This is a genomic window from Staphylococcus arlettae, from assembly GCF_025560845.1.
GTDB classification, from domain to species: domain Bacteria; phylum Bacillota; class Bacilli; order Staphylococcales; family Staphylococcaceae; genus Staphylococcus; species Staphylococcus arlettae.
In genome coordinates, this window is sequence record NZ_CP094803.1 from 2,210,753 (window position 1) to 2,223,495 (window position 12,743).

Genomic DNA, 12,743 nt, shown 5'->3' on the forward strand with positions numbered 1-12,743 from the left:
AATTAAACTTATAGCGCAATAAAAAAGGACAAGTTAGAAATCATGGTGATTTCTAAAACTTATCCCTTTAAACATTATCAACACACATTCATATTATCGTGTGTGATAATTTATTAATGTTCTTCTTTACCATATAATTCTTTTTTAACTTTAGTCGTAGAAATACCTTCCGTACGTCTAAGATAAATAACCTCACATTTGTCCTTTAAAAAATCAAACTCGCCTTCCCAGTCATGACCCATGACAAATGTATCTATATCATAACGTTCAACATCTTTTTCTTTTTGTCCCCATCCTTCTTCCGGGATTACAAGATCAACATAACGAATTGATTCTAACATCATTTTACGTTGTTCATAGTTATAATAAGATTTTTTATTTTTTATACGGTTGAATTCATCCGATGATAACGCAACAATAAGATAGTCACCCATTTCACGTGCTCTTCTCAGTAATTCAATATGACCATAATGCAATAAGTCATAAGTTCCATATGTTATAACTCTTTTCATTATTATCTACCTCTCAGTAACTTTTCACATTTTCAAGAAGTATATCATACTAAAATTTTTAATACTATAACGTAATTAATGTTTACCTTTTCAATAATTTTTTTAGAGTCATTTTGCTTTTAAATTTAGCACGTCTCGGTAGAATTTCAACTTTAAAACGATAATAAGGTGGCCGTCCAATACCAACATAATGTAATGTTTCTCTCCATGTTTCATATATTGGTTTTGTCCAACCTTTACCACCTTGCTCTACTACTTTAATAATTCTGAATAATGCACGCCCTTCGTAATCTGTTGTTTGCATTGTTTTCAGATACATTGTCACTGCATTAATAAATGGTTCGGTAATTTCCTTTTGATTGGCTAGGTAAGATTGAATTAAATAGCTAACAATCAACTCGTCAAAACGATAACTGTAATATACTCTTAAATTCGATAATAACAAAATATCCATCACGCGTTGTCTAACCACCGCTGCATTAGCTAAATAATCTTCAAAACGGTGCGCACGCTGTTCTGTAATTGATCCTCCTACATTATTATAACCATAAATAATATTAGGTAATAATTGAATATCACTAGCTTTATTAAAAGCACGTGCCATAAATGTATGTTCTTCACAAAACACTACATCTTCATCAAAACGTAAGTCCGCAAATTTAGCACTAAACATTTTTGCACCAGGGCCTATAGATTGTAAGATAGCTGGACATTGAGCCAAATTCACAGTATCAAATTTATTAATTTCTGTATGAGTTGGAATCGTTTGCCATTCTCCATGACGCTCGCGTCCTAGTTGCCCTAAAACAATATCTACATCATCATTTTTCAAATAGTAGTCAGCCATGTAATCAATTCTGCTAGGTAAGAACTCATCATCAGCATCTAAAAACATAAATACATCACTCGACATAGATGCAAGACCTCTATTACGACTTGCTGCCGCACCCGCATTTTCTTGATTGATAATTGTCAGTTCTTTATACATTTTCGCTAATTCCTGCAACACTGCTAACGATTCATCAGTCGAACCATCATTTATACAAATGATTTCATGCTCATACTTAGTATCAATCGAGGCAATAGCACGACGAATCGTATTAGCTGCATTATAAACTGGAATAATAAATGCTATTTTCATTGTGAAGCCTCCTTATTAATTAACTCCATGACTTGATTTAAGCTATCCTTCGTATTGTATTGATGCCACGTTTGAAATAACGGTTCTAACGTTTGTTCTTGTTGCTGGATCAATTGAATTAATGATGTTTCATCATATGCTTTATAACGACTTGGTATATCATAATAATAGCTATTTAACCCACGTTCCGCTTCATACAATGTCTCATCATAAACGTAAAAGACAGCAGTTTTATTTAATAAACTTGCCTCAATTGCTAATGAGCTATAATCAGTAATAATCAAATCTGCCATCAACATCAATGTCTGTGTATCAATCTGAGTCTGACTTGGCTCTGCTACTGCTGGATGTAGTTTATTGATTAAAGTATAACCAGGTAATGCTTGTTCAAATTGTGTAACATCGATTATTCTATTTCTTTGATTGTATTCCCTGTATGTAGGAACGTAAATCGCGAGTTTAGTCGTAATCCCATGCTGCTGTTTTAACTGTGTTTGCATCTCTTTAATATCTAATTGACAATACGGTACTAACCTCGGTAGTCCTGTCGTACAAAGCTGTGTTGGATGTACATCAAAAGCTGCTTTAAAGCATTCTGCCATTGGTGGACCACCGATTAAATAAAAATCTGTAGCTCCATAAACCCGACGATATTGTTTAACTTGCATTTTATTAGTATGATCCACTTGATGATCCGTTAGCCCAAAATGTTTTAGCGCACCTGCAGCATGCCACGTTTGAATAATTTTTTGACCAGCTTTTTTGCGATAGCCACCTAATAGTAAATAATAAGTATCAATCACTATTACTTTTGCTGTGCTTAATGCTTTTATATGGTGAATAATATGTTTATTTCCTGCTGGAATAAATGTACAATGTTGTAATTGTTCAATGGTTTCTTGATGTATGCCTTTAGCAATTACTGTGACACGATATCCTTGTTGAGATAATTCTTTAATTATCGGTAAGACATCTGCTTCAAAAGTCATCATCACTACTATGTGTTTTGTTGATATTTTATTCCAACTAAATACTACATTTAGTATATGTATCATCATCATGTAAATTCTTTTTATCCATTGTCTCATTTTTTCTCCCCTTTACTTCAGTTAGTTTCATTTAATTATAGCGTGCTTTTTCCAAAATTTATAGAATTGCAACGATAGCAATGTTTAATTATTAAATTATTTCGTCCTATCTTATTGTCAGCTTGGCCCTATTCACTTGACCTACACTTCTAACGATTAATTATTACCAATATACAAAAAGAACCTGGAACGTAAAATATGTTTCAGGTTCTTCATATATTTTATAAATAATGCATTACATAAAGTCTGCAAAATGATCGCGATACTTCATGTGTAAAATCGATCCTACCACGAGTAAAACAATAACTAAAATGACATTATAGACTGCCAATTCCCAATGAGAAATAAAGTACCAATCATGATGTAAAATAGCAGCTCTATATGCTTCAGCTAAAAAGTAAATCGGATTTAATTGCATCACATCAGTTACAATACCTTTAGGTGGCACGATTAAAATAGATGATACGAAAAAGACAATTCGCATTAACGCTTGCATTGCCATCTGAGTATCTCTAATAAGTACACCTAAAGTTGATGTTACGAGTGAAATTGCCACCGTTAAGATTAACGCGAAAGGTACATATATTAACAACTGTAAGGTGTAAATTGTCGGGTGATACCCTGCAAAATAACATATAACCATCACTATAGCTAATAAACCGAGATGCCCGTAAAATCTACTAAACACAATATAAGTAGGAATAATAGACAACGGAAAATTCATTTTTGCTACTTGATTATATTTCGACGCAATCGCCTTGGTTCCTTCTAATACACCTTGGTTCACAAAGAACCACATACTAATACCGACCAATAACCAATATATAAACGGCACACCATCTTGAGGGGTATTACTGCGCATACCTAAACCAAAAACAAACCAATAAACCGCAATTTGCATTGCTGGGTTGATTAATTCCCACGCCATACCTAAGTAATTACTATGGTTAGTGATTCTAATTTGAAATTCTGCTAATCTTTTGATCAAATATATATTTTTTATATGTTCTTTAAATACAGTCCAAACTGCCTTCATTTAAATAAACCACGCTTTCAAACGATTTACTTTTATATCTTAAACTTTTGTTTTTTATTCTGTCGTTATCTCCAAATATTTTCATAACAAAAAAATTATACCCTATTTAATAAATAGATGTAAACTTACTATGATTTCATTTTAGCTCATTACTATTAATATCATCATAAAATAGTATTGCCAATTATTATATACTAGATGATACCAGCTACATTTAACACTATTTTCTACTAAAAGAGTTGATTTAATTCCACAAATTCAGTAAACTTTAACAATTGTAGACTATAGTTTTCTCGCAATTCATACCTACTTACTTTACAATAGGTTAATAAATTTAACAACTCATTTACTATATATTATAATAACAGTAATTAGAAATAAGGATGGTAAAATTATGACAGTCTCGGTAAACATTGAACATGTCTCAAAAGAATACCGTATTTATCGCAATAATAAAGAACGAGTAAAAGATTTACTGGTACCTTTTCACAAAAACAAAACATTTTATGCTTTAAATGATTTATCATTAACTGCACATGAAGGTGATGTTATTGGCCTAGTAGGTATTAATGGTTCTGGTAAATCTACCCTTAGTAACATGATTGGCGGATCACTTTCCCCAACACGTGGTCACATTAACCGCAATGGAGAAGTCAGTGTAATCGCCATTAATGCTGGACTTAATGGTCAACTTACTGGAATTGAAAACATTGAATTTAAAATGTTGTGTATGGGCTTTAATAAAAAACAAATTAAAGATTATACTCCACAAATTATTGAGTTCAGTGAACTTGGTGAATTTATTTACCAACCCGTTAAAAAATATTCCAGTGGTATGCGTGCCAAATTAGGGTTTTCAATAAACATTACCACTAATCCCGATATTTTAGTTATCGATGAAGCTTTATCCGTTGGTGACCAAACATTTGCACAAAAATGTCTAGAAAAAATTTATGAGTACAAAGAACAAAATAAAACAATTTTCTTTGTCAGTCATAATATGAAACAAGTACGTGACTTCTGTTCAAAAATTGCATGGATAGAAGGCGGTAAATTAAAACAATTTGGTACATTAGATGAAGTCTTACCTGAATATGAAAAATTTTTAAATGACTTCAAAAAACGTTCCGCTGCGGATCAAAAAAAATTCAGATCAGAATTAGATAATTCTCGTTTTGAATTTAAATAACGTTAAACTAAAAACGATTACGATGCCACAATATTCAAGACATCGTAATCGTTTTTAATGTTTATGTCGCATTTGTTTCATAACTTTCCATAAAAATCTAGGAATACTTTGCATTCTTCCTAACCGTTTCCAATCAATTATTAAGCGATAGACCCACTCTAAATTAATGGTTCTAATAAATTTAGGTGCTCGTTTTTTGACTCCACTAAATACTTCTAATGAGCCACCTACGCCCATCATCACTGTATGTTCAAAGTTATGTCGATGCTGCTCAATCCACATTTCTTGTTTGGGATAACCCATCCCCACAAAAATATAATCTGGCTTAAAGTCTTTTATTTCTTGAGCAATGTGCGCATCTTGTAGATCGATATATCCGTGATGATGATCAAAAATTATATTTGGATATTGCTGTTTTAACTGTTCTTGTGCTTTTACTACTACTGCTTCTTTGGCTCCTAATAAATACACCCGTTGATGATTAGAATGCGCTATTTTTAAACATGATTCCATCAATTCAATACCTGGTACACGAGCTTTTAATGGCGTTCTTAAAATTTTGGAAGCTTTGACCACGCCTGTACCATCTGCAACGGTATAATTAGCGCTGTTAATCAATGTTCGATAAAATGTATTAGTTGTAGCATAATCTACGATTTCTGGATTTGCAGTCACAATAAACAGTGTCTCTTGTTGCCCGTCTTCAAAAAATTGTTTTACATTTGTTACCATATCGTCCATTGTGACATTATTAAAATGTACAGATAAAACATCTACTTTATCTGTTTCGTCTCTTTTCACCATTAACTATTAACTCCTATCTACTCACTGTCGATTTCATACAATATTAACAGTCATTTTATCATAATACGCAGTAATGAGATAATACTTTCTGTAATATGCTATTCCCCTAATTCTTTCCTACATCAAAAGTCCAAATGCGCTAATTGTTTATATCGTTTATAATAGATTAAAGTTCATATTCATCACCATTACAAAAGAGGTATTTGCATGTCCTATATACAATCATTTTTAAGTTCATCCATTCAATTACATATTAGTTGGATTTTAATATTAGCAGTGCTTTACATTGTGATTCATCAGTATAGGCACAAGCCACTTAATCGTATAATTGATATTTATTTAAATTATATTCCAGTATTAACACATGAATTTGGCCATATTTTATTTAATAAAATTAGCGGAGGCAAAGCTAGAGATTTAGTTATTGTCGCTAAACCTTCAGAACGTGACCAAACATCACAACAAGGTTATGCTATTACACAATCTAGTAGTCGTTTGAGCCAAATCATTACCACATTAGGTGGTTATATCATGCCACCTTTAATGCTCTTTTTAGGATATTTAGCTGTCACTGCCAACTATCCCAGCATCTTTATTGCTGCGTATTTATTTATATTTTGCTATTTTGTCATATTAACATCTCGTAAATTACTCCCAATTATTATACTTTTGATGTTAATTGTATTGCTTTATGGTATATATCAAAGCAATGATCAGGAGCTCATCTTTTATTTCGTTTCTATAAGTTACCACTTCATCCTTGGAATGTTGCTCGGTGAGGTGCTCCAATCAAGCTGGACAATCTTTAAACTGACGTTTTTCAACCGTGATGTTGAATGGGATGGTACAACATTAAACGAATTAACGCGCTGCCCCACATTCTTTTTTAGTACACTGTGGATTGCGATTAATTTATATACAGTGTATAAACTTTTCACTGTAGTTATTTCATTTTAAATATATATGCAAAAAGCGATGGTTAATATAAACCATCGCTTTTTATATTACTCTACGTAAATATGCGCTGCATTATCATAACTCAAAATTGTAACCGTCTCGCCTTTTTGAATCATTACTACTCTATTTGTATCATCTTTATCGACGATAAGTACTTCATCACCAATTGAGATGGCTTTACTAGACAAATAAATCAATAATTCTGTTCTGTCCCTTACTCTTTTAACATTAACATAATCTCCAGCACTAAATTGTAATAAATCGGTTGTATATAATTCCTTATATTGATTATTACGTGGTATAACGCCGCCATGAGGACATGTAGTTGGATAATCTAATAACTTATCTAACCGCTCTACAAATAGATGTGAGACTCTATGTTCTAACACTTCAGCTTCCTGATGCACTTCTTCCCAATCATAATGCAATATTTGAATTAAAAATAACTCAAGTAAACGATGTCGTTTAATAATATCTAAAGTGTGTGCCAAACCTTTCTGCGTTAACATCACACCTTTATATGGTTTTGTTGCTACCAATTCTGTTTGTTCTAATCTATTTATCATTTCACTTACTGATGGTGGCTTTATATTTAAATACTGCGATAACTTTTTGTTTGATACAAAAGTAGTATCGCCTTTATGCGTTAAAATGGCCTTCAAGTAGTCCTCTTTCTCTTCTGTCAGCATACTTTCACCTCTCACAATCATTGTCTTTATTGTATCACGAAAATTCTTGACATGCTAAAAGTTCGTAGTATATTATAAAATAAATTAGGTCGACCTAAAAATATTTTTAGAGGGTGAATTATGTTAGAAATAAAAAACTTAAATTTGCATTTAGGGAAGAAACATGTGCTCAAAGATATTAATTTAACATTACCTATCCAAGGTGAAATTATAGGAATTATGGGACCTAATGGTGCAGGAAAGTCATCTTTATTTAAATCGCTTATTGGAGAATTCAAAGCAACTGGAGAACAATTGTTAAATCAACAACCACTCTCTTCAGTATTAAAATCAATTACTTATATTCCTCAAAAAGCTCATATTGATTTAGATTTTCCTATCGGTGTAGAAGCTGTTATATTATCAGGCTCATATGGTAATATCGGATGGTTTAAACCCGTAACTAAAAAAGTAAAATCACGACTCGAGTCTTTATTAACAACATTAGAATTAAATGATTTGCGTCATCGTCAAATTTCCGAATTAAGCGGAGGTCAATTGCAACGTGTACTTGTGGCACGTGCTTTAATGCACAGTAATCAGGTCTATATGTTAGATGAACCTTTCGTAGGCATAGATTTTCATAGTGAACAGTTAATTTTCAATTTATTACAGCACCTAAAAAGTGAAAACAAATTAATCTTAATTGTTCATCACGACTTATCTAAAGCCACTCAATATTTCGATCGTATCATTTTACTTAATCGCACTATTCGCTTTTTTGGTGATAGCGATATAGCAATGCAACCTGAACAATTAAACCAGACATTTTTAAATGCAGAACCTTCTGCACTAATATCCGATGAAAAGAGTGTGCAGTAAAATATGTTAGATTTCATTGAACATTTATTCAGTTATCAATTTTTAAACCGTGCACTTATTATCTCTATAGTAGTAGGTATTGTATGTGGCACGGTAGGTAGTCTTATTGTATTACGCGGTCTTTCGTTAATGGGGGATGCTATGAGTCATGCAGTGTTACCTGGTGTAGCATTATCATTTGTACTCGGTATACCAATGTATATCGGTGCTTTAGTTACAGGGATGATTGCAAGTTTATTTATAGGATTTATTACGCAAAGCAGTAAAACTAAACCAGATGCTGCGATAGGTATTAGTTTTACGGCCTTTTTATCTACTGGGATTATCATTATTAGTTTGATTAATAGTGCAACAGATTTACACCATATTTTATTTGGCAACATTCTTGCCATTACAACTAATATTTTTTGGTCTACTATTATCGTCAGTGCTATAGTACTTTTACTTATTGTTATATTTTATCGACCTTTAATGATTTCAACATTTGATTCAACATTTAGCCGCATGAGTGGCTTGAACACTACATTAATTCATTATTTTGTAATGTTATTACTAGCTATGGTAACAATAGCCAGTATTCAAACTGTTGGTATTATTTTAGTCGTTGCATTATTGATAACACCTGCGAGTACTGCATTTTTAATAGCTAAGACCTTACCACAAATGATGGTAATTGCTAGTACTATTAGTATTATTTGTTCTGTCACTGGTATGTATTTTAGCTACATTTATAATATTCCAAGTGGCGCAACCATTGTTCTGTGTGCATTTATTATTTACATCATTGTATTCAGCGCACTAAAAATTAACACACGTATAAAGAAAGGACAATTAACATGAAAAAATTATTACCCATACTTTTAATATTAATGCTAGTCGTTGGTGCTTGCAGTAATAACAACAAATCTGCACAGTCAGAAAACAAGTCAAATGATAAATTAAAAGTTGTAACTACTAATTCAATAATTTATGATATAGCTCAAAATGTTGGCGGTAAGAATATAGACTTACATAGTATCGTTCCTATAGGCCAAGACCCTCATGAATACGAAGTAAAACCTAAAGATATTAAAGCATTAACAGATGCTGATATTGTATTTTATAATGGGTTAAATTTAGAATCGGGTAACGGGTGGTTTGAAAAAGCTTTAAAACAAGCGAATAAATCAATGGACGATAAAAATGTTGTAGCTGTTTCTAAAACAGTAAAGCCTATTTATTTAGAAGGTGCTAGTAAAAAAGATGAGAACCAAGATCCTCATGCGTGGTTAAGTTTAGAAAATGGTATTAAATATGCCGAAGTTATTAAAGAGACGTTAACTAAAAATGTTAAAGATAATAAAGATGTAGAGAAACAAGGTTCAAATTATATTAGCAAGCTACAAACATTGAATAAAGAAAGTCATAACAAGTTAGATGATATTTCAAAAGACTCGCGTGCATTTATTACAAGCGAAGGTGCCTTTAAATACTTTGCAAGACAGTACGATTTAAAACCAGGATACATTTGGGAAATAAATACTGAAAAGCAAGGTACACCAGAGCAGATGAAACAAGCCATTGAATTTGTTAAAAAACACAATCTAAAACACTTACTTGTTGAAACAAGTGTTGAACGTAAAAGCATGGATACATTAAGTGAAGAAACTAAAAAAGATATTTATGGTGAAGTATTTACCGATTCTATTGGAGAAAAAGGAACTAAAGGAGATTCCTATTATAAAATGATGGAAGCTAATATCAACACAATTCATGGCAGTATGAAGTAATAATTATGATAATAACTAAGGCTATTCAACCTGTTAACTAGGTGAATAGTCCCATATCGTACGTGTCTCTCCTAAACATGCTACACACCCACGTACGATATGGTGGTATTCAAGCCTTAAATCATACTCTTACGCCATCAATGGTACATAATCCTCCTCCATTGATGGCGTTTTCTCTGTGTAAAAAAAGTAAACGTAGCAATATAATGAAATTTCTATCCAGACAGCTCATATTGCTACGCTTACAAAACTGGCAGACCGCTAAACATTTATGATTCATTGTTTTAGCGATCTGCCAGTTTATTTTTATTTACTTTTCAGTTCGCACATTAAACTAAAGTAACTCTATCTATAGAGTAGTGTCACTAAGTTAAACTATCTACAATAACCATTTCATCATAGTTGATTGATTCTCGTATTTTTAACGCTGTTGTGTCACTAACATCTTCTTCTTCTATCAATTGATTTAAGATACGACGTTGTTCTTTCAATGCATCTAAACGAATTTTCGTTATCGAATTTTCGTTCTTAGGATTGAAAAAGTTACTTGGTGTTAAATTATCACGTCGTGCCAAATAACCATCACAAATCATCCCAACTTCTAATTTATTATCTTCAGTAGTTTCTTTACTTAAGCGACTCACTACTCGATAATGTACTGTACGCATAACATTGGAGATTTCTAACAAGTTATCTGCAATAGATAACGAAGAAGCTGCGTTTGTTTTCATACGTTTTTTAATACGTATTTTCAAAATATAAACTTTCACTTCAACTATTAAACGTTGCATTAATGAAGCTTGTTTATAAATTTGAGTTCGTTCAGCGTAACGCATATAGTTATCCAACACACTAGTAGTAATATCACCATTAACAACTAAATTATTTAAAGTATCGTTTTCAACCTCAAATGCAATTTTTTGCAGTCGCTGCAATTCTTTGATATTCTCATCTTCATTTTCCACAGTACGTAAAAATGCAAGTTTTTCATGGTATTCTTTAATTACTGTTCCATAATGAAAACTAGATTCTAAAGTTGAATTTTTATTTAATGACTCTATTACCTTTTCTAAAATAAAGATTCTTGCATGCTTATAGTTCATCCCTGTATCTTTAGGTTTCGGTGCAGATGGTGTAAATAATGGTAATAAGAATTGTGCTATTACTAAACTAATAATGACCATACCAGATGCAACAAATAGTAAATCATCCCTAAAAGCAAAAGAATGATGATTTGCCAACATATATGGCAAAGTTAAAGCAATAGCTAATGAGATAGTCCCATGTACACCACAAAGAGACATTATAAATGCATAGACCCCTCTTTTTGGTGGTGTTTCTGTGTTGGTTTGATTATTTTCATTATCCGACATCATTTTTTGGAAAGGACTCACTGGTAAATAAAAGTAAGGGTATAAAACGAACACCCATAAAAATCTAAAGACATAAATCGCTAGTGCTATTAAAACAGTAACAATAATTAAAAATAATAAATTATGCGGTTCATTTTCTATAATACGACCTACCACTTCAGGAATTAAATAACCTAAAATAGCAAACACAAAGCCATTCAATGCATAGCCGATAATATTCCACGTATGGTTATAACTCATTTGCAAACGTGTACGTGCTTGTGAGATACGATCTCTTTCAAAGCCATGAACCAAACCAGCTACAACCGCGGCAATAATACCTGAAGCATGGAACATTTCTGCTATAAGATATGTGACAAACGGTGTTAATAATTGAATAAAAGTAAACATGTTAACATTTTCAATGCCTCGTCGTGTTAAAGATACTCTTGCTCGTACTAAAACCACACCGATAATAAGCCCTACGATAAATCCTCCGATAGATGATATTAAAAACTGTTCTATCGCGTTAGCCACTGAAAAAGTTCCAGTAATAAGAGCTGCTACAGCAATTTTAAAAGATATGATACCAGCTGCATCATTTAAAAGTGATTCACCTTCTAAAATTGTCATAGAACCTTTAGGTAATACTTTCCCTTTCGTTATAGCTTGCACAGCTACTGCATCGGTAGGACATAAAATGGCTGCTAAAGCAAACGCTGCTGCCATTGGTAACTCAGGCCATATCCAATGAACAAACAGACCTACTACTATAACTGTTGTCACTACTAAACCCAATGCCATCATTAAAACTGGCTTAATATACCTTCTTAAATGTACGCGAGATACTTGTACACCTTCTACAAATAATAATGGAGCAATTAATGCAACCATAAAAAGTTCTGAATCAAAATTAAAGTCTACAGGTACAGGTGTAATATATAACAACATACCTAAAATTATTTGAATGAAGGCTAAAGGAACTTTTGATAAAAATATATGTACAAATGAACTTAAAATGACGACTACTATAAAAATAAGCAGTGTCTCAAATATTTGCATAGTTTCACCTCTCATCGTTTGAACTTTACTATTATAATTGCTGAGGTTGAAACAAATAACGCATAATATACATGTCACACAAGCGCTTACGCTATCATCTCATTTTAAATGCTACAATGAGCAAACGTTGCCCATCGATTATTAATTCACACAATTACAAATATATATTATTTTATCATTTTTTTAGGGAATGGAACAGAAATCGAATTTTATTAATAAGATTCCTCTCCCCACAGCGACAAGGATGACTGGTATAAAAAACATGAGTTAAGGTACATTACAG

At 32.2% G+C, this 12,743-nt stretch carries 12 protein-coding genes; 5 read left to right on the forward strand and 7 right to left on the reverse strand.

Annotation, left to right across the window (positions count from 1 at the left end; translation table 11 throughout):
* Positions 1-113: 113 nt before the first annotated feature.
* The 4 genes from tagD to MUA37_RS10845 all read right to left on the reverse strand — a co-directional run bounded on the left by tagD (position 114) and on the right by MUA37_RS10845 (position 3,777).
* A complete protein-coding gene (gene tagD / locus MUA37_RS10830; RefSeq protein WP_002508968.1) occupies positions 114-512 on the reverse strand; it encodes a glycerol-3-phosphate cytidylyltransferase in 399 nt (132 codons plus the stop codon).
* Positions 513-594: 82 nt separating this feature from the next.
* Complete coding sequence (locus MUA37_RS10835) at positions 595-1,653, reverse strand: glycosyltransferase family 2 protein (protein ID WP_262624586.1); 1,059 nt, start codon at positions 1,651-1,653, stop codon at positions 595-597.
* Entirely contained in the window at positions 1,650-2,741 is a 1,092-nt protein-coding gene (tarB, locus tag MUA37_RS10840; protein WP_204171630.1) for a teichoic acid glycerol-phosphate primase TarB, read from the reverse strand. The genes MUA37_RS10835 and tarB overlap by 4 nt, the downstream gene beginning before the upstream one ends.
* A 235-nt stretch (positions 2,742-2,976) precedes the next feature.
* Positions 2,977-3,777 carry an ABC transporter permease gene (locus tag MUA37_RS10845; RefSeq protein ID WP_002508971.1) on the reverse strand — a complete coding sequence of 267 codons (801 nt, stop codon included), beginning with the start codon at positions 3,775-3,777 and terminating at the stop codon, positions 2,977-2,979.
* 394 nt (positions 3,778-4,171) lie between these two features.
* Here MUA37_RS10845 and tagH point away from each other — a divergent pair, with 394 nt between their 5' ends.
* On the forward strand, positions 4,172-4,966 hold the full coding sequence (tagH, locus tag MUA37_RS10850; protein WP_002508972.1) for a teichoic acids export ABC transporter ATP-binding subunit TagH: 795 nt from the start codon (positions 4,172-4,174) through the stop codon (positions 4,964-4,966).
* A gap of 54 nt (positions 4,967-5,020) precedes the next feature.
* Here tagH and tarA read toward each other — a convergent pair whose 3' ends face one another.
* Positions 5,021-5,770 (reverse strand): N-acetylglucosaminyldiphosphoundecaprenol N-acetyl-beta-D-mannosaminyltransferase TarA, encoded by a 750-nt coding sequence (tarA, locus tag MUA37_RS10855; RefSeq protein WP_002508973.1) that lies wholly within the window; start codon positions 5,768-5,770, stop codon positions 5,021-5,023.
* 207 nt (positions 5,771-5,977) lie between these two features.
* On the opposite strand from tarA, the gene MUA37_RS10860 reads away from it, so the two are divergent.
* The gene (locus MUA37_RS10860) at positions 5,978-6,727 is read left to right on the forward strand and encodes a M50 family metallopeptidase (protein ID WP_262624587.1); all 750 of its coding nucleotides are present in this window, start codon (positions 5,978-5,980) and stop codon (positions 6,725-6,727) included.
* 47 nt (positions 6,728-6,774) lie between these two features.
* Here MUA37_RS10860 and MUA37_RS10865 read toward each other — a convergent pair whose 3' ends face one another.
* Entirely contained in the window at positions 6,775-7,416 is a 642-nt protein-coding gene (locus tag MUA37_RS10865; protein WP_002508975.1) for a metal-dependent transcriptional regulator, read from the reverse strand.
* Positions 7,417-7,536: 120 nt separating this feature from the next.
* Between MUA37_RS10865 and MUA37_RS10870 the strand changes: the two genes are divergently transcribed.
* Genes MUA37_RS10870 through mntC form a run of 3 tightly spaced genes read left to right on the forward strand, consistent with a single transcriptional unit; the run spans position 7,537 to position 10,046 of the window.
* On the forward strand, positions 7,537-8,277 hold the full coding sequence (locus MUA37_RS10870; protein ID WP_002508976.1) for a metal ABC transporter ATP-binding protein: 741 nt from the start codon (positions 7,537-7,539) through the stop codon (positions 8,275-8,277).
* A gap of 3 nt (positions 8,278-8,280) precedes the next feature.
* Complete coding sequence (locus MUA37_RS10875) at positions 8,281-9,117, forward strand: metal ABC transporter permease (RefSeq protein ID WP_002508977.1); 837 nt, start codon at positions 8,281-8,283, stop codon at positions 9,115-9,117.
* Complete coding sequence (gene mntC / locus MUA37_RS10880) at positions 9,114-10,046, forward strand: manganese ABC transporter substrate-binding lipoprotein MntC (RefSeq protein WP_262624588.1); 933 nt, start codon at positions 9,114-9,116, stop codon at positions 10,044-10,046. The genes MUA37_RS10875 and mntC overlap by 4 nt, the downstream gene beginning before the upstream one ends.
* A 365-nt stretch (positions 10,047-10,411) precedes the next feature.
* On the opposite strand, the gene MUA37_RS10885 is transcribed toward mntC, so the two are convergent.
* The gene (locus tag MUA37_RS10885; protein ID WP_002508979.1) at positions 10,412-12,460 is read right to left on the reverse strand and encodes a cation:proton antiporter; all 2,049 of its coding nucleotides are present in this window, start codon (positions 12,458-12,460) and stop codon (positions 10,412-10,414) included.
* Between the last annotated feature and the right edge of the window lie 283 nt (positions 12,461-12,743).

What these genes read in the sequence shown, in the direction of transcription:
- tarA (WP_002508973.1), bottom strand. Translation starts at nt 5,770, where the DNA reads ATGGTGAAAAGAGACGAAACAGATAAAGTAGATGTTTTATCTGTACAT.
- MUA37_RS10870 (WP_002508976.1), top strand. Translation starts at nt 7,537, where the DNA reads ATGTTAGAAATAAAAAACTTAAATTTGCATTTAGGGAAGAAACATGTG.
- MUA37_RS10865 (WP_002508975.1), bottom strand. Translation starts at nt 7,416, where the DNA reads ATGCTGACAGAAGAGAAAGAGGACTACTTGAAGGCCATTTTAACGCAT.
- tagD (WP_002508968.1), bottom strand. Translation starts at nt 512, where the DNA reads ATGAAAAGAGTTATAACATATGGAACTTATGACTTATTGCATTATGGT.
- MUA37_RS10860 (WP_262624587.1), top strand. Translation starts at nt 5,978, where the DNA reads ATGTCCTATATACAATCATTTTTAAGTTCATCCATTCAATTACATATT.
- tagH (WP_002508972.1), top strand. Translation starts at nt 4,172, where the DNA reads ATGACAGTCTCGGTAAACATTGAACATGTCTCAAAAGAATACCGTATT.
- MUA37_RS10845 (WP_002508971.1), bottom strand. Translation starts at nt 3,777, where the DNA reads ATGAAGGCAGTTTGGACTGTATTTAAAGAACATATAAAAAATATATAT.
- MUA37_RS10835 (WP_262624586.1), bottom strand. Translation starts at nt 1,653, where the DNA reads ATGAAAATAGCATTTATTATTCCAGTTTATAATGCAGCTAATACGATT.
- mntC (WP_262624588.1), top strand. Translation starts at nt 9,114, where the DNA reads ATGAAAAAATTATTACCCATACTTTTAATATTAATGCTAGTCGTTGGT.
- MUA37_RS10885 (WP_002508979.1), bottom strand. Translation starts at nt 12,460, where the DNA reads ATGCAAATATTTGAGACACTGCTTATTTTTATAGTAGTCGTCATTTTA.
- MUA37_RS10875 (WP_002508977.1), top strand. Translation starts at nt 8,281, where the DNA reads ATGTTAGATTTCATTGAACATTTATTCAGTTATCAATTTTTAAACCGT.
- tarB (WP_204171630.1), bottom strand. Translation starts at nt 2,741, where the DNA reads ATGAGACAATGGATAAAAAGAATTTACATGATGATGATACATATACTA.